Origin of the sequence: Aquimarina sp. AU474, assembly GCF_900312815.1 — a bacterium.
Classification (GTDB): Bacteria; Bacteroidota; Bacteroidia; order Flavobacteriales; family Flavobacteriaceae; genus Aquimarina.
Window position 1 is genome coordinate 201745 of the sequence record NZ_OMPE01000006.1, and the last position, 20912, is coordinate 222656.

Consider the following 20912-nt stretch of genomic DNA (forward strand, 5'->3'; position numbering starts at 1 on the left):
ATCACGATCTGTGATTTTTGTTTGTGAGATAGGGTGATCAGCCCCAAAGCAATTGCTTATTTGCCTAGAGGAGTCTGGAGAATAGAAAAGGTTACCCAGAAAAAGTGAAAAAATTATTTAGCTTTTAAAAATTTTATTCTTAGAAGAATTATTATAGTGATGATAAAAAGAATTAAAGTTACAATTGTTAGGCCTGTATTAACGTTGTGATTGTTAATGTTTACTGGCCCAGAATCGCCAATAAGTACTAGTGCTCCCCAATAAAATGGAGATGCTTCGCTACCTTGATGGGTTTGGATATAGTTTAATTTGGCTTGTCTTAGAGCAGTAGATTTTGATAAACCTTTTTTTAAACCTAAATAAAAATCGATCATAATTTTTTTGTTGGATTTATCATTTGTAGACCATAAACTAGAAACTACACTTTTGGCTCCTCCATAAAAGAAACCTCTGGCAAGACTCATAACACCTTCTCCCATTTGAATTTGCCCTACAGATGTCTTGCAAGCGCTTAAGGATACCACTTCATGTTGATTTTTGTAGCCATAAATTTCTTGCAATGATAGTTTGTCGTCATAAAAAGCAATCCAAGGGCTATTTGTAGCATTTATGCCTGCGTGGGTGGCAAGATGAATAACGCCATATTGAGAGGCGTTTTGTATAAAGTTAACCTTGTTAGCCTGTTCTTTTAGTAAAACCTCACCAGATAAATGATCATTTATAGTTTCAACTTCTTGTAAACTATGTTGTAATAAAGGTAAATTTAAAGAGTCAAATCGAATGGGAGCTATTCCAAGAAACTTATGTTTTGTATTTCTTGATATTTGCTCATTATTAATAAGGTGTGATATAGAATAGGCATAGTTAATTTCTGTGTCCTGGATAAAGAAATTGTCAGGATTTGTTGATGTTATAAGAGTTTCGAATGAAATTTGATGTAACATATAGTCAGGAACAATGGTTACCTTCTTTCCTTTAATATGTTGAAAAATGACTTTTGGAATTAATTTTTGAAAAAATTGATGTGAGAATTTGTTATAGTCCTGTTTTTGTTGGTTCGTAATGAATTTTTGGGTTACGAGTTGTTGTAATTTTTTTATATCTGTAAATAAGTCGGTTGTATTGTTTAATTGAAAAAGAATAGGTTTTTGAGGAGTGAGTAGTAAACCATATCCTTTATGATTATCGGTTATGTATTGTAAAATTAGTTCATCTTTGGTGATATATTTTGATAACACATGCTCATAAGAGATAATAGGGATTAGTTTCTTGTATTTGCGATATTCGGGATAAGTTTGAACCAGTGAATCAATAAAAATTTCATATTTTCTTTTCGAAATATATAGTTTTCTCTTTCTAGAATCTATTATGCTATCTGTATTCTGTTCTAGAGCTTGCTGTAGTTTACTTTCCATAAAATGGATAGATCTTTTAAGATCTAATTCTTTTTTTGAGACATAAAAAGGAAGCTTGGCATTTTCTTTGGCTTGTTGATTTGTAATATCTTCTAATAATAAAATAGCTTTGTTTTTTTCCATGAAGTAGAAAGCTTTTTCTGGTTTGTTAAGAAGATAACATACTTCGACAGCTCCCTGATATAAAGAAGCCCCTTTTTGTCGCCAATATAATTTTGATTTATGCTCTGTACTTTCAAAACGAATTATATCGATAAGTTTATCTGCAGTTTCAAAAGTTCGAAGTGCATGATAGAGATGTTCTTTATTTTTATTATAATGATAATATACAATCCACGCTTTAGCTTTTTGAATTAGGTGATATAGAAGATCGTATTTTTCTCTTGCAACCTCTAAGGTTTTGATAGAAATATCATCCTGTAATCCATTTCCATTGGTAATGCAAAGAGTGTTTATTGCTTTTTGATAGTGATTCAATCCTTTGGTAAATTCTAATTGATCAATATAAATATCACCGATATTTTCATAAATTGGAGAAAAAGAAGGATTATAAGATAGGGCAATGTTAAAATATTTATATGCACGCTTATATTCTTTTAACTTACCGTAGGCATTACCAATACTATTATATACAATTGCGCGATTTATAGAATCTTTTTTAGTTATACCTTTTAGTGTTTTTTCAAAATAAGTAATAGCGCCTTTATAATAACCGTTTTCTAAAAGTCTGTTTCCTTCTATTTGATATATCCTATAATGATATTTATTTTTTTTTAAGCTATATAGAGCAAGTAAAGAATCTGCTTTTTCCACATCTTGTTTAATTTCCTCAGAGAATTTTTTTCTACCCATAGATGAGTATACATCTGCACGATTTACATATGCCTGTATAGTTCTTTTACGTAAAGTAGTATCCTTAGCAGAGATGCTAATCAAGGTGTTTAAATTAGTTAGTGCTTTATGAAAGTCTCCTATTTGCACATAGTTATTACTAATAGCTCTTAATGCACTTAGAGTTTTAGTATCTATGTGATGAATGTCTTTGATTTCTTTGTAATAATTAATAGCCTCAGGATAATTTCCTTGCCAAGAGTGAAAATTAGCTAAGTTGTAAAGAGTTTTCTTAAGTGAAGTTGTAGATGAGTTAAAGCTTTTTTTTAGATCTAATGCCTTTTTTGTATAAAAAATGGCTTTTGTTAAATCCTTATTTTTGTTCTGTTTTTTCCAGGTTTTATAAAACCATTTTCCAGATTCATGATAACAATCTGCTAATTCATTTGGTTTTATATTGGTTTGATTTTTTTGTAAAAAAAAATCTACTTTTTGCCGTTTAAAATGATGCGTTATATCCGATGATATAATGTTGTTAAGGCTGTCAAGATATTGCGAAGAGCCTAGGAAAGGAAAAAAAAGCAGACAAAAAATATTTGCCAAAATTCTGGATTTCATATCTTAAAAGTATAAAATCCAGAACTGTAAGCAAACAATTTTTAACTTAATATTATTGCCTTGGTGTTTGGGCCGTTGGATTATTAAAAAAGCCTTTTACAAGGATTTTATTATTTCTTATCATTCCGTTAAAACTCTGAGAATTAAATCCAGTATCCAAAATTTCCTGTTTCAGTTGAGCAGGAGTAACATGGTTATTATAATAAACAAAAGCCGCTCTTCCGGTAGTATAAGCAGCAGAGAAAGAAGTGCCTCGGGCGATAATATTTATGGTATGGCTAGATTTTAGGATTATGTGATGAGTAAAGGGAGCAGCAATGTCGATACTAGTACCGCCATGATTAGAATCTGATGCGATATTGAATCCGTTTACATGCTGCATTCCGTAAGAAGGGAAAGTAGTAAAATCCCCAATATGACCTCCTACAGTTAATAGATTATGAGCTTCATAACTCGACGGAAAATGTTCATTTCCTGGCAAATCAGTATTGATTCCTTTATTTCCGGCAGAAGAGATAACTAATATTCTATCCGATGCACTATCGATAATGTTTTCTAATATTTGTTGTTTTGATATTTTATAAAAGCCAAAACTGGCATTAATAATAAACTTTTTTTGTTTTTTTACTATATATTTTAAAGCGCAACCAACCCGAAAATAACTACTTATGCCATTGTCATCAAATGCCTTTACCGGGAGTATTTGATAAGGAATACTTGCATTGTCTAAAACATCTGTAACTATTTTGGAAGTAATAGTTCCATGTCCGTGATCATCTCTTGGGTCATTATCATGATTTACAAAATCCCATCCTGATATTTCATCAGTACATCCTTTAGTGTTTTTACTATTGTATAAAAATTTCTCAGGAAAATAATCATAATCAATACCTGTATCCAAGACAGCAATATTTACTGCATAATCCAAATTATAATCAAGTACCTTATCTTCAATAGTAGATATACTTGCTCCATCTAGTCCTTCACTATTAATAGAAAACCAAAATTGATAATCACCTTCTACGTCTTCATCATCATCATCAGTATTGGATAGGTTTTTAACCAAATCTTCAATTCCCAAAAAACTTGGGTTTGATATTATAATTGTCCATAACTCTATACTGTCATTGTCACAGTCACAGGTTTGGATATGATCAATTATAAAATGATATTTCTTTTCCAGTTTATTTCTGATATCGATTTTTTCTTCAACGCCAAGTCCTTCTTTTTTAAATTGAATTACTATTTGATTAGGTTTAATAGTGGGTTCTAAAGAGTCGTTGGTGTAACTTTTTGTAAGACTCTTATTCTCAGGATTTATTTCCCCGTCTTGAGAATACTCATCAACAGAACAAGACCAAGTGATTAATAAAATCAAGCTTACTAATATTAATTTACTGTTTTTCATAATACTTTCGTTTTTACCTTATAAAGTGATAAAAATTTTATCACTAATTGTTTTCTGTCTTAGTGAGCTCAAATTTACCAAAAGGTTACCCTGCTATTGTTGGGTTTTTGATTTTTACAAAGAAGTTAAAATGATCCTTATATGAAACAGTTGATGCCTAGGTGTTGTTAATTTTAAATATTGACTAATTTTGTGATTAAAAATACAAGTACTACAAAGAACTTACTTTATGTATATAATATGAATAATGAATACTTTTTGCAAAGTTTGATCAACGGAGATAATAAAGGTGTTAGTAAAATATACAAAGAACTTTATCCGAAAATTAGAGGGTATATTCTAAAAAGTGACGGTAGCGATGATGATGCCAAAGATATTATGCAAAAGGCATTAATTCAGTTATCTGTTAGGGCACAAGATCCAAATTTTAGTATTACATCAAGTTTTGAAGGATATTTTATGACCATTTGTAAGAACTTATGGAGAAGAGAAATAAAAAAAACAAAATTGAGGGTAACCAACGATAAAGTTTTTGATCTAGTAAATGAAGAGTTGGAAATAGCAATGAGTATTTATGAACAAGAGAAATGGGAGCTGTTTCGTGAAAAATTAAATGATATTTCTACAAATTGTAGAGAATTATTAAAATTATTCTTTGAAAAAGTTTCGTATAAGAAAATAGCAGAAGTTAAGAATTATGCATCAGAGAATACAGTAAAACAACGTATTTTTAAGTGTAAATCAAAGCTTAAAGAAAGTATTCAATCAGATATACGATATAAAGATTTGAAACATTTTTAAATCAATAAAAATGAATCCTTTAAACATTAAAATAAAAATTAAATGAATGATAATCGTATAGATAGATATCTTAAAGGAGAGATGAATGATGAGGAAAGAAATTTGTTTTTGAAGGAAATAAATGAAAATAAAGAATTAGCAAATTCTGTTGAGGTGTTCAAAGAAATGCAACTGATATATGACAATAATGATTGGGAGATTATCAATAAGAAACACCCAAGTATGCAAAAGCATATAGATTTCCTCGAAGGTGAAAAAGGTCAGGGTATTAAAAATGTAATATACCAAGAGGCTGATAATTATCATTCGCAGAAACCTCACAAATTAAAAAAGATCATTTTGTTTGCAGGTTCTATTGCGGCGATTTTGATAATTGGCTTTTTATTGTTGTATAGACCAAATGATTTTGATGCAAATTCTTTGTATAGTGAATTTAGTAATGATTGGAAAGAATTACCTTCTTTAACATTAAGAGGTAGTGATACTGATTTAACAAATGCCGAAATATTATTTAATCAAGAAAAGTATGTAGAAGCATTAAGAGCTTTAGAATCGCTTAAACAGAAAAATCCAGTTAAAACTGACTCTCAGTTACTTATGTATATAGGAGTAGCGCAGTTAGAATTAGGTAAACATGAAGAAGCTATTAATACTTTTAGAAAACTTCTTTCTAGTAATACTCTTGATGCTGCAAAAGCACATTGGTATCTTGCACTGTCTTATCTTAAAATTGATAATATCAAAATAGCAGAACAGGAATTAGAGATTATGGTTAATGATACCATGAATTTTAAAGACGAAGAAGCAAAAGATTTGATCGATAAACTTAAAAATGTACAGCGATAGGTTTTTTAGATGTTTTAAAAAACAACACAAAAAACCTAGTAAGGATTATCGATGTAACTTGTTGAAAAGAACAGAAATGTCTCAATTGACAAAGAAATTATTTACTTACATTTATAACACATAAATCATAAGCCATGTTAGAAGAAAAACTAAAAGAATTAGGATACGACTATGAACCGGGACCGTTACAAGTATTAGATTTTCAAAACGCAGTACGTACGGGTAATTTAATTTATACCTCGGGGCAAGTACCATTAATAAATGATATTGGTATCAAAGGTAAAGTAGGTGAAGATATTGATCTAGAAGATGGTTATAAAGCGGCAGAGATGTGCGCTGTAAAATGTATCCAAGCGATAGGAGCAATTGCTGATATTAATGATATCGCTCGTGTGGTAAAAGTTTTAGGAATGGTGAATGTAGGTAAGGATTTTAATAATACATCGGGTGTCGTAAATGGTGCTACGCATTTCTTTAATAAATTATTTCCGGATACAGGTAGCCATGCACGCTCTGCAGTGGGGATGGTGATACCAAATAATTGGGCGGTAGAGATAGAGATTGTAGTAGAGATGAAGAGTTAATCTTAAGATGATGGTAAGTAGATCAAAAAAGAATGGTGTTTAAATCAAAGACGCCTCAAATATCATGAAAAATAAGGCATTACATACTGTTTTAGGAATTATATGTCTTTTTGTATTCACTCCTGTGGTGTCTTTTATACTTACATCACAAGCAAGTAATTTTGAAGGAGCTAATGGATTTGCCTTTTTATATTTATTACCTGTTATTTTTATTGGCCTTGCTATACTATGGCTTATAGATTATCAATTGTTTTCAAAAAAACGTCAAAACTATTTCATAAGCCGAAATATCATATTTTTGCTGTTAAGTACAATGTCTCTTTTGGGGTGTTATTTGTATTTTTTGCATGAAGAAAAAGAAAGAAAAGAATTAAGGTTAAACTCTTACCATTGTGTCGAACAACTAAAGGATGGATACGAAGGTTTTATTATCGCTATAAGATTTCAAACTTTACGGATACGAAAAAAAGATTCGGCATACACTCAGTTAAAATACACGTTTAAGAATGAATATGATATGAATGAACATTTTTATGTGGGTCAGAGAATATGGAAAACAAAAAATGAAAAAGAGTTTTGGGTAGAACTAAAAGACGGAAAGACTCAACGTTTTTATGTTCCCTGTTATGTGGATTAATAGCCACTACTCTAAAATTAGAAAAATATTCAAAATTAAATCATGTCAACAAAACAACCACAAGAAAAAACCAGGTTACATTCTCGAAATAAAAATCGAGAACGATATGATTTAAAAGCGTTAATAGTAGCCAATCCAGAATTAGCCAATTATGTTAAACTTAATAAGCACGGTCAAGAATCTGTTGATTTTTCGAACCCAGCCGCTGTAAAAATTTTAAATAAAGCACTACTTAATCATTATTATGGAATAGCATACTGGGAGTTTCCGGATAATAATTTATGTCCACCTATACCAGGAAGAGCAGATTATATACATTATATAGCAGATCTATTGAGTGAGAGTAATTTTGGTAGAATACCAAAAGGAGATAATGTTATTTGTCTTGATGTGGGGGTAGGAGCTAGTTGTATATATCCAATAATAGGAGTAACAGAATATGATTGGAGATGTATAGGTTCTGATATTGAACCAAAATCAATTGCATCGTCTCAAAAAATTATAAATGCTAATACGGTTCTTACAAATAAGATAGAATGTAGATTGCAAAAGGATTCAAAAGACATTTTTTATGGTATTATAGGCAAACAAGATAAAATTGATATGTCTATTTGTAATCCACCTTTTCACGCATCTATTGAAGAAGCACAAAAAGGAACAAGAAGAAAAATTAAAAACCTATCTGGAAAAAAAGTAAAAACTCCAGAACTTAATTTTGCTGGTATTAGTAATGAACTCGTATATGAAGGAGGCGAATTAAAATTTGTTACCAATATGGTAAGGGAAAGTAAAAAATTTGATAAAAATTGTTTTTGGTTTTCAACGTTAGTATCAAAACAATCTAATCTAAAAGGGATATATAAATTCCTGAAAAAAGTAGAAGCTCATGAGGTCAAAACGATCCCAATGGGTACAGGTAATAAATCTAGTCGTATCGTAGCTTGGACATTTTTGTCTAAAACAGAACAGGCAGAATGGCGAAATACACGATGGAAAACCAAAACTTCTAAATAAGTTTTCTGACAATTTTTTGGAGCAGATCTCAAAAAGAAAATTGTCCATATTAAAGCGTAAATCCTCCATTCTTTTTCTTTGATTATCGTTCAATATTTGTACTGTCGATATTGACAAACAATTTTAAGAACATATAAAATGGCTAGATTAAAAGCACTAAGTCCTGAAGAAGCCTCAGGCAAATCAAAAGAATTATTTAATGGTATAGAAAGTAAATTAGGAATGGTACCTAATATGATGCGAACCATGGGAAATTCTCCTGCAGTATTAGAAGGATACTTAAATTTAAGTGGAGCTCTAGGAAGCGGTTCTCTAGGAGCAAAAACGGGTGAGCTAATTGCATTAGCTGTAGCAGAAACTAATAGTTGCGATTATTGCCTTGCAGCACATACGTATATTGGAGCAAATTTAGTAAAAATAGATGCTGATATCCTTGCGCAAGCTCGTTTAGGAAAAAATAGTGACCCAAAAACAGAGACGGCTTTAACTTTTGCAAGAACATTGGTTACCAAAAATGGGCTAGTGACTTCAGAAGATGTTTCTTTAGTTAAAGAAGCAGGGTATACTGACGGCGAAGTAGCAGAAATTGTTGGAAATGTAGCATTAAATATTTTTACAAACTATATTAATAATACTGCACAAACCGATATTGATTTCCCTTCAATTTAAAAAATTCAATAAACTCAAAAAAGAAGTAAAATGAAAAATATTAAGTTATTAATAGTTATCGTAGCATTGTCAATTGTATCGATTGCTCAAGCTCAAATAGAACCAATAGATAAAAATGGATTAGCTATAGGAGGATATGATGTTGTGGCATACTTTTCTGGGACAGCTACAAAAGGTTTTAAAAGTTTTTCGACTAAGCATAATGGCGCAACATATTATTTTGCAAGTAAAGATAATAGAGAGGCATTTAAGAAATCACCAAGACAATATTTACCTCAATATGATGGATACTGCGCATGGGCAGTAGGAGCTAAGGAAGCAAAGTTTCCTATCAATCCAGAAACGTTTGATATTGTTGATGGTAAATTATACCTTTTTTATAATGCACCTTTCCAGGGAGAAGTCTTTGATACCTCACGACCTTGGAATGCCGAGACAACAAAATTACTTACTGCTGGTAAGAAAAATTGGCCAAAAATAAAGAAATCATAGTGTTAAGAGAGGCACTGTAATGTGTGATTAAATCTATTGCAGTGCTCTGATTACCGAATGTAAATAGAAGTACACTAAAAAAGTAAGTTGCGTGAAAAGTTAAATATAATAATGGGTTCATGTTGTATAGCAAGGACCCATATAATAAACGTATAACAATGAAAAACAGCAATAATAAAGTAGCAATTTTGGGAGGGAGTCGTATTCCTTTTGCAAAATCATTTACAAAATATAGTCGCACCGGAAACAGTGAATTAATGACAGCTGCCTTAAATGGATTGGTTGAAAAATTTAAGCTCCAAGGTAAGCTTGTAGGTGATGTTTCATTAGGAACTTTAATTCATTATCCATCAGAATGGAATTGGGCAAAAGAGAATGTTTCAAACACGACTTTGGATCCACATACCCCAGCGCATTTTATCTCTAGAGCATGTGGTACTAGTTTGGATGCTGCAAATACGATTGCTCTTAAAATCGCAACAGGACAAATCGAATCTGGGATTGCAGGCGGTAGTGATACCAATAGCGATGTACCTTTATCATTGCCGCAAAAACTTACACATGACTTGATGGATATTAGAAATGCAAGATCATTTGGTAAACGCTTATCTGCGATCTTTAAAACTCCATGGTCAAAATTTTTCAAACCCATATATCCTAATGTTAATGAACCTCGTACCAAAATGAGTATGGGAGAACATACCGAACGTACCGTTAAAAATTGGAGTATACCAAGAGTGCAACAAGATGAGTTAGCTTTTGTAAGTCACCAAAAAGCGGAAGAAGCGTATAAACGAGGGTTTTTTAAAGATTTGATCGTGCCCTTTAAAAATAATGATAAAGATACTATCATAAGAGCTAATACAACCCAAGAGCGTTTGGCAAAGCTTTCTCCGGCTTTTGATAAGAGCGGTACAGGAACATTAACTGCTGGTAATAGTTCTCCTTTTACAGACGGAGCAGCTACTGTTTTTCTGGCTTCAGAAGCATATGCCAAAGAGAATGGGCATCCTATTCAAGCCTATTTAGTAGATATTCAAAATGCAGCTTTTGATTATGCTGATGGCGAAGATTTATTAATGGCTCCTACATTGGCGGTTGCCAAATTGTTAGAACGCAATAACCTTACACTTCAGGATTTTGATTTTTATGAAATTCATGAAGCTTTTGCAGGACAAGTACTAGCTACCTTAAAGGCATGGGAGGATGAATCATTCTCAAAAGAACGTCTTAATGCGTCAAAAGCATTAGGGTCGATAGATCAAAGTAAATTGAATATCAACGGAGGTAGTTTGGCAATAGGTCATCCCTTTGCTGCAACAGGAGCGCGTGTTTTGGCAGGTGCGGCAAAAATACTTCAAGAAAATGGAGGCGGTAGGTGCTTGATTTCTATCTGTACAGCTGGTGGTATGGGTACTGCTGCAATAATTGAAGCTTAATTATATAAACATGGAAAATCCTTATATATCCAAAATTCGTATTTATCCAGTAAAATCCCTGGATCCTATTGAAGTAAATGAAGCAGAAATAGGTATACATTCTCTTAAGTATGATAGAGCATATGCAATGGTTGCAAATGATGGGCGCTATGTAAATGGTAAACGAACAGGCAGGGTAAATGAACTAAAAGCTACGTACGACTTAAAAAAAGGTACTATACAATTATCCCATCGTAAAGATAAGATTGTAAGTGAATTTGAACTTAAAGAAGATAACACAGCTCTAAATACGTATTTATCTGATTTCTTTGGCCTAGATGTATTTCTTATACATCGTACCAAAGGCGAATTAATGGATATTCCTAGAGCAAGTAGTGTAACTATAGTAAGTGAAGGATCTATAAAATCTATACATGAGGACTTGGATAAACATTCTTTAGAGAATGTACGTCTGCGGTTTAGAGCAAATATAGAAATAGCTGGTATCCCTGAGTTTTGGGAAGAAAAACTATTTAAAACTCCTGGTATCGGAATACGTTTTAAAATAGGTGATGTTGAAATGATAGGAGTAAGCCCAAGAGCTAGATGTAATGTGCCGCCGCAAGATCCATTTACAGGTGAAGCAGATCGTTCGTTTGCCAGAAAAATGATGAAAAGCAGAGCAAATAGTTTGCCAGAAGATAGTGATTTAGCGCATTACGGTAGTATGTATCATTTAACAGTAAATACGTATTTACCAGAGACTGAAAAAGGAAAATGGATTACACTAGGGGATACTATAGAAATAGGAGAACCGGTAAATTTAGGATAAGATGATTGATAATAGCACGCATACACTTATTAATAAACAGACAAAAGAATTGGCTTTTAAGTTGTATGAATTTGATACAATAGCACATTTTGATCATGTACAACGATTAAATTACTATTCGTTGATATGGATAAAAAAAGGAAACGGTGAGTCTATTATTGACTTCAATACATATCAATATAAATCTAATTATCTTTTTGCTTTAACCCCGTATCAACCATTTTTGTTTACTCCAGAGTCACAAACCAAAGGGATAATAATTCATTTTCACCCAGACTTCTTTTGTATTCATAAACATCATAATGAAATTGCTTGCAATGGGGTTTTATTTAATAATATATATGATTTCCCTTTTGTAGAATTAAATGAATCAACAGCAGTAACATTTGATATGATTTTACAAGAAATGTTTAAGGACATTCAAGAAAATGATATCGCTATGAATGAATCGGTATTGTCATATCTAAAGTTGTTTTTAATTAATGGAGCTCGTCTTAAGGCAAGTTTACATCCAAAGATTGAAAAACCAAACATTGAAGAAAATTTTATTGTTCAAAGATTGAAGGATTTGATTGAGGAAAATTATAAAACTAAACACTCTCCAAAAGATTATGCTGAAGAATTGCATATTTCGGCGAAAGCATTGGCAAAAATTGCAAAAACCTATTTTAATAAAACACTCACGACCCTGATATCAGAACGTATTATTATTGAAGCAAAACGAGAATTGTATTTGACCAATAAATCAATACGTGAGATAGGACTGGAATTGGGGTACGATGATGAATTTTATTTTAGTAGATTTTTTAAGAAGAATACCGATGTGTCACCTTCAAGGTATAGAAAAACAGTTGGATTTAATAAACTTAACCTAACTTGATGATTAATAAAATGTTAAAATCGTACTGACCTGTCTGTTCGATGAAGATTTTAACTATATTCGTAATATGAAAAAAGAAGGAGTTCAGGAACGTATTGTCAGGGCAGCATCAAAATTATTTTATTTTGATGGTTATAATCAAACAGGAATTAATAGGATTCTTCAAGAGGCTAAGGTATCTAAAGATAGTATGTATAGACATTTTAGATCAAAAGAGGACATTGCAGTAGCATATCTTCAAAGAAGACATACCATGTGGATGGGAATGTTTTTAGAACATGTGAATCGAGAAGAAAAAGGTGCTGACAAAATCATAGCGAGTTTCGATTTTTTGAGAGATTGGATGATAGAAGTTAATTATAGAGGGTGTGGATTTCAGAATATTATATGCGATTTACCTAAGGAGCAACAAAAAATAAATGATCAAGTCGTATTGCATAAAAACGGCCTTAAAAACTGGATACATGCTACATTAAAAGAAGAATCTAAATACGAAGATGCTAATGTTAATGAGTTTACAGATGAGGTGATGGTATTAATTGAGGGATCAATCATACTTTCTCAAATACAAAAAGATGTATGGCCTATCACAAGCGCGCAAAGAAACTGTAAAAGATTACTTAAATAGGTATTTTTTTATTTGATTAAATCATACAGACTTGTCTGTACGAATAAATTAGAATTTTAAAATGAAAAATGGATTATTAGTACTTGTTTTAGGAATAGTAACAACGGTTACCTTAGCAGAAATAGCATCTATAAATAATACTAAAAATCAAAGGAAATATAAACTAATAAAAAATAATAAGATGGAAGAAAAAAAATACCCACTGCCGCCATTTACTGAAGAAACGGCAAAACAGAAAATACAGATGGCAGAAGACGCCTGGAACAGTAAAGATCCTATCAAAATATCAAAAGCATATTCTGTGGATAGTGAATGGAGAAATCGATCTACTTTCATAAACGGTAGAGAAGAAATACAAGATTTTCTTACTGGGAAATGGGAAAACGAACTCGAGTATACATTAGAAAAGGAATATTGGTCACATTCGGGAAATCGCATTGCTGTTCGTTTTGAATATGAATATCGAACCGATAATGGTCAGTGGTATAGAGCTTACGGAAACGAAAATTGGGAGTTTGACGAAAATGGTTTGATGAAAAAACGATTTGCAAGTATCAATGACCTTCCTATTAAAGAAGAAGACCGAAGACTAAAATAGACAATTACAGAATAATTTTGAATAAACTATATACAAGGATATTTTGAGAGAGATGGTTATGATAATATAAGAAATGCTTTACGTATTAAAGCAATACCCCCATGTAGGCAAAGTAGTTTTAAAGAATTCCTGATGAAAGAAAATGAATGAAATCAAAAATAATGCTATGGAAAATGTGAATAAACCGATAAAAAATTTTACTGATATTGCTTTTACCGAATCAGTGAAAGAGATACAGCGTAAACAGGGGTCAAGAAATAATTACCTGCGTATGGGAGAGATCGAAATGAATCAGCTGAATCAGGGAGAACAAAAGTTTATCACAGAAAGGGATATGTTTTATATGTCTACCGTAGGTGAAAATGGTTGGCCCTATGTACAATATAGAGGAGGGCCTAAAGGATTTCTAAAAGTGCTTTCTCCTACCAAAATTGCATTTGCCGATTTTAGAGGTAATATGCAGTATATCTCATCGGGAAATTTAAGAACTAATAATAAAGTAGCTCTAATTTTAATAGATTACCCAACGAGAACAAGATTAAAAATTTGGGGAGAAACCGAAGTTTTACCTGCTGATGATCCATTTCTTAAAAATATATTGATAGATGATATTTATCCTGCCAAAATCGAGCGTTTAATCGTGATCAATGTGAAGGCTTTCGATTGGAATTGTCCGCAACATATCACTCCCAGATATACAGAGGAAGAGTTTAATAAAATGTTAGATGTAGAAGCCATTGATTTGGATTGTGAAACGGCAAAAAGACAACTCATAAAATACTTAAGACAAGCTGAGAATTTTAAAGATTAAATAATGGATCACGCCAGATGAAGATAACTTTGTGATGGTTTCAAAGATGAAGATTTTACTATCTATTTTAGCAATTCGTCTCAGGCTCCTTCATGTGCTAATAGACAAAGTAAAATTGCCGTTTCTAAAGATAATATTCATAATGTTATATCCTAGCCCGATAAAAAGTGATATGCGATCAATTGATGGGTTAGAAAATCAAAAAGTAACATAGCAAGTGTTTAGTTTGATAGGACGTAGAGTGCTGTTAAAAAAAATTAAAGGAATTAATACATACCAATTATCAGTAGAGGCTTTAGAAACCGGTAATTATATTTTGAACATAAAAAGTGATAGCATGCATAAATCTATGCATTTTATTAAAGAATAGATATTACTGCTAAGTATTATATTCTAAAGGTAAATATCAAAACTCAACTTTGTTATTTATTAGTAAGAGAATACGGATCTTTTTAAGGTCCGTTTTTTGTTTTTAATAACAAATGGAATAGTATTAAACTTATAATAAAGTGCCGTAAATAAAAGAAGACATGAGGTAATTGATAAAGGATAATTAATGTTAAATTGTAATTTTAATAAGATTTTTGTTTCTAAAACGTTATTTTTAGAAGCCTTAACCTACATTTTTCTTATTTGAATCTTTATATAACAATCTTAATACTCCAAGAGGAAGAAGTATCTAACTCTGTGTTCCAAAATATTATTGGAGTACTAGTAACTGCTGGGATTGTTTCTATTTGTGTGTATTATGTCTTACGATATTTAGAATCCGTTTATGTAGAACGTTATAACAAACCTTATTTTATACATTTTTATCTTAAGCCTCAAAAATTACCGTCTTATCTGCAATCATTTCTGAGAGAAAATGAGTTTTACAACTCCTTAGATAAAAAGAGAAAAAAATACTTTGAGCATAGATGTGTTAAGTTTTTGGATGAGATACGTTTTGTGGGGCGAGAAGGACTTGTAGTCGATGGTTTTATGCGTATGCAAATCACCATGTTGATGATCCAGTTAACCTTTGGCATGCGTCATTATCTATTAGCATATTTACATACAATTATAGTATATCCTAAATCATTTTTCTCGATACTTAATCAAACTGAAAATATTGGAGAGTTTAGTCCAAGGTCAAAGACGATAGCGTTATCTTGGAAACACTTTCAAAAAGGAAACGAGCATAAGGATGACGGAAGAAATTTAGGAATTCATGAGATTACACATGCTATACATTACAATTCGATAAAAAAAAATGATATCAGTTCTGAGATATTTTATGATACTTTTTTACAGTTAGAAGAGTATTTAGGTTCTCAGGAAATTAGAAAAAAAATAGTAGATGCTAAGATCCTTAGAGAATATGCTTTTACCGATAAATTTGAGTTTATTGCGGTACTTATCGAAGTCTTTATGGAATCTCCAGGTCAACTTAAAAATCAATTTCCACAAATATACGAGTACGTAGTACGAATGCTTAATTTTCGATATTTTGAAAAATAATAAGGATTTTGCAATCAATAAAATTATATTTATCACTCTAAAACAACTTTTAATTTATACCAGGGAATGAAAGAATTTCAACAAGTATTACCTGTGAGTTCTCTTACAGAAGAAAAAAGAGTAGCATTTTATAAAAAGACGTATACTCATTTGGCTATGGCGGTACTCCTTTTTGTAATTGTAGAATGGGTGTTTTTTCAGATAGAACCTATTGTTGAGTTTGCATTTTCTATGACTCAGGGATGGAGATGGTTAATTATGCTAGGAGGATTTATGTTAGCTACTTCTTATGCAGAAAAAATGGCTTTAAAAAATCATAATATCAATCAACAATATTTGGGTCTATTGCTTTATGTAGTTGCCGAAGCTTTTATATTTATTCCTCTTATAGGGATGGCAATGATAATTGCCGAAAGTGGAGGCGCTAATATATTAAATCAGGCAGCTATTCTAACTTTGGCACTATTTACGGGATTATCGGCTATTGTACTTATAACCAAAAAGGATTTTTCGTTCTTAAAATCAATACTTACCATTGGTTTTTTTATTGCAATTGGATTAATAGTAGCAGGGTTAATTTTTGGATTTAATTTAGGGCTATGGTTTAGCGTTGGGATGGTTATATTGGCCTCTGGATCGATTTTATACCAAACGTCGAACCTGGTGCATAAGTATTCTGAAGATCAGTACGTAGGAGCTTCATTAGGTTTATTTGCTTCTTTAATGTTATTGTTTTGGTACATTATAAGCATTTTATCAAGATTTAGTGGAGATTAATATTTGAAGAGAATAGGATATATAAAAGGGTCAAAAAAATAAATGTTTGACCTTTTTTTATATCATGAAATTACCTTTTCTAAAATTGATTTCACGATCATTTTTGCATGTATTCTTGAGTTTTCGATGAACCATAAATGGGTGTCCATACCACCACAAATAACACCTGCTAGATATAGGTTGTGTATATTCGTTTCCATAGTTTTTTCATTGTATTGAGGATATAGTTTACCATCACCCGATAAATGTATACCAATCTTATTTAGAAATTCGAAATTTGGAGTATAGCCCGTTAAAGCGAGTACATAATCATTTGCAATTATTTTTTCTCCTTCAACGGTCTTTAAAATAATGCTATCTGATTGTATTTCTTTGATTGTTGTATTGTAAAAAGCTTGTATACTTCCTTCTTCGATTCTATTTATGATATCAGGTCTTACCCAATATTTTACGCGTTGGCCTATTTCTGGACCACGAACGATCATAGTTACTTCTGCACCTTTACGATAACATTCTAAAGCTGCATCTACAGCAGAATTACTGGCGCCAACCACTGCTAATTTTTGTTTTGCAAAAAAATGAGGGTCTTTATAATAATGAGAAACTTTTGATAAATCTTCTCCAGGAGCATTGATTGTATTGGGTAAATCATAAAATCCAGTTGCAACTACAACAAATGAAGACGTATAGGTGCCTTTATCTGTTTTTATATTGAAAACTTCTTTTTCTTTTTTTACCGAGTTAACTTTTTCAAATAAATTAATATTTAAATCATTAGAGGTTACAATTCTTCTGTAATATTCTAAAGCTTCATTTCTTTTAGGCTTGGCCTCTTTACTTATAAAAGGAATATTATCAATTTCTAACTTCTCAGAAGAAGAAAAAAACTGCATGTTTATAGGGTAATTAAACAGTGAGTTAACGATAGGACCTTTTTCAATAATTAGATAATTGATATTATTTTTCTTGGCTTCTAATCCGCATGCTATCCCAATGGGGCCACCACCTATTATAATTAAATCTATATGTTTCATTCAAAAAAGTTGTCGTGTATACAGTATCATACTTACATTATAAGTACCCCTTAAAACTACTGTTTTTTGAACATGAAACATTAAAAAAAGACAAATTTCAATTAAGAAATTTGTCTTTTAAGATGAAAGAGGAACAGATCTATTTGATCACCAACTTTTTTATTACACTCTTATCATCTAGGGCTACGTCTAAAAAATAATTTCCACTAACTAGGGATGATGTATCCAATATAATATCTTGATCATGATTAAATGTTTGTTCAGAGATTTGACTCCCGGCTCCGTCGAGTATTTTAACTGTTATCGAATTCAGTGTTTGATTACCTATTACTTTAACTTTTACAAATTTTTTAGCAGGATTAGGGTATATAATTATTCTATGTTTGATGTCTTTAATGGGAGGGGAGATCGGTTTTTTTTTACCTTCCTCAAGGGTATAAAATTTATTAACTCTTAGATTCATATACGTATCCTCATTACCAGATGGCCAATAGATGGTGAGTTTTTCTATTTTTGAAGCCTTATTAAGCCCAAAATGTACACGCAAACTATTGTGGCCCATGAAAGTGTTTGAGGCCGAAATTTCTCTTTTTTGAGTAATTAATTTCCCGTTGATTCTTGCTGTTAATTCTAATCGAGCACCTAATCCGGCTTTGTTAGATGGATTACCAATGAGTTTTAGATTTACAAAATGATTTTTGATAACCAAGTCATTTCTAAATAACCCTTTAATATTTCGGCCAACCACAAAAAAATCGAGGTCACCATCATTATCGTAATCACCAATGGTTGCACCAGTAGAGTTTCCTGATGTGGCTGTATTAATGAAATTAGCGTCTTTTTCGGTAAAAGTGCCATCTCCATTATTGATATAGAAACCGCTACCGGTAGGATTAGATCCAGTAATGATAACATCAAGATCACCATCATTGTCAAAATCTCCCCAAGCATTAGATAAATTCTGATTATTTGTTGCGGTAAAGGGAACATCTGTTTTTACATAAGTCCCCGAGGTATTGACATAAAATTTATTTTCGACGCCAGAATAATTGGTGAGACAAATATCTAAATCTCCATCATTATCATAATCGATAACATTGTAGCATTGTCCATCTTGAGGTTCATCTGAAAAAAATAACTCTGTAGAGGGTATTTTTTGGAACCCTTCGCTTCCAGTTTCTTTCAATAAGTTTTTAAATAAAAAATCTGGTTTTATTCCAGTTGGCCCCGCTGCAGGGCCACTTGCAATAAATAAATCGGTATCACCATCTTCATCATAATCTGTCCAGTTGGATACAGTATAGGCTGCTTTTTCGGTTAGAAACTCATAGGGTGCTGTTATGGCAGTAAAAGTACCATCGGCATTTCCTCTATAAAGACGATTTGAGAAACTAGCTGGATTTAGAAAACCATCTGCAAAAGTTAAAATAAAATCGGGATAACTATCATTATTGTAGTCACACCATTGAGTACTCCAGGTGGCCGAATTAATTGTGTTTAATATAGTATTAGCTTCTGTAAATTGCCCAGCACCATTATTAACATAAATTCTGGTTTGTAGGGTCGAAGGAGTGGAAAATCGCGAATAGATTAGATCTAAATCCCCATCATTTTCATAATCTGCCCAACTACTTCCAGCTAATGCACTAGCAGTAGGAATTGTAGAACCACCTTGGGCGATTTCAAATTTTCCTTTTCCGAGATTTCTATAAATAGTACCTCCATAAAATAAATCCAAAAGGTCGTCATTATCAATATCGGCCCATGAAGCCCCAAAATACGTACCTCCGATAGTGGGGCCAGAAACTATTGGGTTATCAGTTTCGGTTATTAGTGTAAACTTTTGTGATAAAGCAGTGAAAGTAACACTACAAAAAAAGAATAAAAGTAAAGTTCTCATATGCCCTGGATTTTAAGATTTATAGAAACAAAACTCTATAAAACCAGGAGTAAAGGCGTTTATAATTATAATTTTTTACTTCTTTATTTATCTTGACCTACCAAATTTATTTTTTTATATTCTGATGGAGTACAATTAAATTTATTTTTAAAAGCATTATTAAATGTAGCCTTGTTATTAAACCCAACATCAAAATAAATAGTTTTAATACTTGTAGACGTATCTTCTAATAATAATTTGCTGGCTTCTTCTAGCCTGTACTCATTGATAAATTGATTGAAATTTTTTTTCGCTTTCTCATTTATGAGTTTAGACAGAATATGGCTGGAATACCCTACTTTGTCTGCTAGATGTACTAATCTTAAATTATTATCTAAATAGGGCTTGTCATTTTTAATATAGAAAAGCAATTTGTGATAAAATTCATCTTTAGTAATTTCTGTTAATTCGGTATGATTAGTTGATTTGAAAAATAAGTTAGATAAAAGTTCACCATTAAAAATTGAAGGCTCCTTATACACCATATAACCAAGAGTATAAATGGCAAGAGACATTGAAAAAGAAATTGCATAATCCCATCCAATGTTAAAAAAAGAAAACTTAACTAAGGTATAGTAACTTATGTACGAGACGGTAAATATTAGAAATAAAGTAATAAGAAGGTTTGTCCATTTTTTTCTAGTAATTTCATATTGCGATTCAGGTTTGTCTTTGTAAAACGAAATTAAATCTTTGGTAATGATTAGATAAATAATAAGTGACAAAGCCGGTAACCACGGAGATTTAATGGACCAATAGAAATAAGAGAGTATATCACCGTTGTAATCATTTATATTTTGAAATCCATTAGACTTAATAAAATAAAAACCATTTAAAAATAATGACAAAAGTGCGGGTAAAAAATGATACCACCCTATCTTAAAAGATTTTCGGTAAAACTTAGTGATATAACTATATAATAACGGCCCAAAAGTAAGATACCAAGTAGAATCAAAAAAATAGAGGTAAGGGTACTTGATCTTATATCCAGTCCAAAAGAAAACATATTGTAGTAGAATAAACGAAAACCCTAGAATTAGAAGTATTATAGGTGCATTGTGAACTCTATTGTTTTTGTTTAAACCTAAAATAATACTAAGAAAGAACCCGAATGAACTAACCAATAGAAAAATGGAAGTCCATGTATCAAATGATGGTAACGAGCCCTGCAGCATTATAT

Annotated in this window: 21 protein-coding genes; 16 read left to right on the forward strand and 5 right to left on the reverse strand. The window is 31.5% G+C overall.

Annotated features, from left to right (window positions below; genetic code table 11):
• Positions 1-113: 113 nt before the first annotated feature.
• Together DK508_RS05595 and DK508_RS05600 are read right to left on the reverse strand one after the other, a co-directional pair.
• Complete coding sequence (locus DK508_RS05595; protein ID WP_109299764.1) at positions 114-2864, reverse strand: CHAT domain-containing protein; 2751 nt, start codon at positions 2862-2864, stop codon at positions 114-116.
• 52 nt (positions 2865-2916) lie between these two features.
• A complete protein-coding gene (locus DK508_RS05600) occupies positions 2917-4272 on the reverse strand; it encodes a S8 family serine peptidase (RefSeq protein ID WP_109299765.1) in 1356 nt (451 codons plus the stop codon).
• A gap of 240 nt (positions 4273-4512) precedes the next feature.
• On the opposite strand from DK508_RS05600, the gene DK508_RS05605 reads away from it, so the two are divergent.
• The 16 genes from DK508_RS05605 (at position 4513) to DK508_RS05680 (ending at position 16759) form a co-directional block, all read left to right on the forward strand.
• Positions 4513-5073 (forward strand): RNA polymerase sigma factor, encoded by a 561-nt coding sequence (locus DK508_RS05605; protein WP_109299766.1) that lies wholly within the window; start codon positions 4513-4515, stop codon positions 5071-5073.
• Positions 5074-5115: 42 nt separating this feature from the next.
• Positions 5116-5919: a tol-pal system YbgF family protein gene (locus DK508_RS05610; protein ID WP_109299767.1), complete on the forward strand. Its 804-nt coding sequence runs from the start codon at positions 5116-5118 to the stop codon at positions 5917-5919.
• 134 nt (positions 5920-6053) lie between these two features.
• A complete protein-coding gene (locus DK508_RS05615) occupies positions 6054-6503 on the forward strand; it encodes a RidA family protein (RefSeq protein ID WP_109299768.1) in 450 nt (149 codons plus the stop codon).
• Positions 6504-6567: 64 nt separating this feature from the next.
• Positions 6568-7140 carry a hypothetical protein gene (locus DK508_RS05620; protein ID WP_109299769.1) on the forward strand — a complete coding sequence of 191 codons (573 nt, stop codon included), beginning with the start codon at positions 6568-6570 and terminating at the stop codon, positions 7138-7140.
• A gap of 42 nt (positions 7141-7182) precedes the next feature.
• Positions 7183-8154, forward strand: a complete 972-nt coding sequence (rlmF, locus tag DK508_RS05625; RefSeq protein ID WP_109299770.1) for a 23S rRNA (adenine(1618)-N(6))-methyltransferase RlmF — start codon at positions 7183-7185, stop codon at positions 8152-8154.
• A gap of 138 nt (positions 8155-8292) precedes the next feature.
• A complete protein-coding gene (locus DK508_RS05630; protein WP_109299771.1) occupies positions 8293-8823 on the forward strand; it encodes a carboxymuconolactone decarboxylase family protein in 531 nt (176 codons plus the stop codon).
• Between the two features lie 30 nt (positions 8824-8853).
• A complete protein-coding gene (locus DK508_RS05635; RefSeq protein ID WP_109299772.1) occupies positions 8854-9315 on the forward strand; it encodes a YHS domain-containing (seleno)protein in 462 nt (153 codons plus the stop codon).
• Positions 9316-9473: 158 nt separating this feature from the next.
• Positions 9474-10754 (forward strand): acetyl-CoA C-acetyltransferase, encoded by a 1281-nt coding sequence (locus tag DK508_RS05640; protein ID WP_109299773.1) that lies wholly within the window; start codon positions 9474-9476, stop codon positions 10752-10754.
• 10 nt (positions 10755-10764) lie between these two features.
• Positions 10765-11565 (forward strand): MOSC domain-containing protein, encoded by an 801-nt coding sequence (locus DK508_RS05645; RefSeq protein ID WP_109299774.1) that lies wholly within the window; start codon positions 10765-10767, stop codon positions 11563-11565.
• Position 11566: 1 nt separating this feature from the next.
• Entirely contained in the window at positions 11567-12445 is an 879-nt protein-coding gene (locus DK508_RS05650; protein WP_109299775.1) for a helix-turn-helix domain-containing protein, read from the forward strand.
• A 67-nt stretch (positions 12446-12512) separates the two neighbouring features.
• Positions 12513-13073 (forward strand): TetR/AcrR family transcriptional regulator, encoded by a 561-nt coding sequence (locus DK508_RS05655; RefSeq protein ID WP_109299776.1) that lies wholly within the window; start codon positions 12513-12515, stop codon positions 13071-13073.
• Positions 13074-13254: 181 nt separating this feature from the next.
• Complete coding sequence (locus DK508_RS05660) at positions 13255-13671, forward strand: nuclear transport factor 2 family protein (RefSeq protein ID WP_109299961.1); 417 nt, start codon at positions 13255-13257, stop codon at positions 13669-13671.
• A gap of 142 nt (positions 13672-13813) precedes the next feature.
• Positions 13814-14482 carry a pyridoxamine 5'-phosphate oxidase family protein gene (locus tag DK508_RS05665; RefSeq protein ID WP_200831845.1) on the forward strand — a complete coding sequence of 223 codons (669 nt, stop codon included), beginning with the start codon at positions 13814-13816 and terminating at the stop codon, positions 14480-14482.
• Between the two features lie 217 nt (positions 14483-14699).
• On the forward strand, positions 14700-14852 hold the full coding sequence (locus tag DK508_RS21575; protein ID WP_109299777.1) for a hypothetical protein: 153 nt from the start codon (positions 14700-14702) through the stop codon (positions 14850-14852).
• Between the two features lie 263 nt (positions 14853-15115).
• A complete protein-coding gene (locus DK508_RS05675; RefSeq protein ID WP_160114572.1) occupies positions 15116-15982 on the forward strand; it encodes a zinc-dependent peptidase in 867 nt (288 codons plus the stop codon).
• A gap of 66 nt (positions 15983-16048) precedes the next feature.
• The gene (locus DK508_RS05680; protein ID WP_109299779.1) at positions 16049-16759 is read left to right on the forward strand and encodes a Bax inhibitor-1 family protein; all 711 of its coding nucleotides are present in this window, start codon (positions 16049-16051) and stop codon (positions 16757-16759) included.
• Positions 16760-16821: 62 nt separating this feature from the next.
• On the opposite strand, the gene DK508_RS05685 is transcribed toward DK508_RS05680, so the two are convergent.
• From DK508_RS05685 to DK508_RS05695, 3 genes are all read right to left on the reverse strand, one after another.
• Positions 16822-17793 carry a YpdA family putative bacillithiol disulfide reductase gene (locus DK508_RS05685; protein ID WP_109299780.1) on the reverse strand — a complete coding sequence of 324 codons (972 nt, stop codon included), beginning with the start codon at positions 17791-17793 and terminating at the stop codon, positions 16822-16824.
• Positions 17794-17932: 139 nt separating this feature from the next.
• The gene (locus DK508_RS05690; protein ID WP_109299781.1) at positions 17933-19693 is read right to left on the reverse strand and encodes an FG-GAP-like repeat-containing protein; all 1761 of its coding nucleotides are present in this window, start codon (positions 19691-19693) and stop codon (positions 17933-17935) included.
• 83 nt (positions 19694-19776) lie between these two features.
• A complete protein-coding gene (locus DK508_RS05695; RefSeq protein ID WP_109299782.1) occupies positions 19777-20907 on the reverse strand; it encodes a helix-turn-helix domain-containing protein in 1131 nt (376 codons plus the stop codon).
• Positions 20908-20912 lie beyond the last annotated feature (5 nt).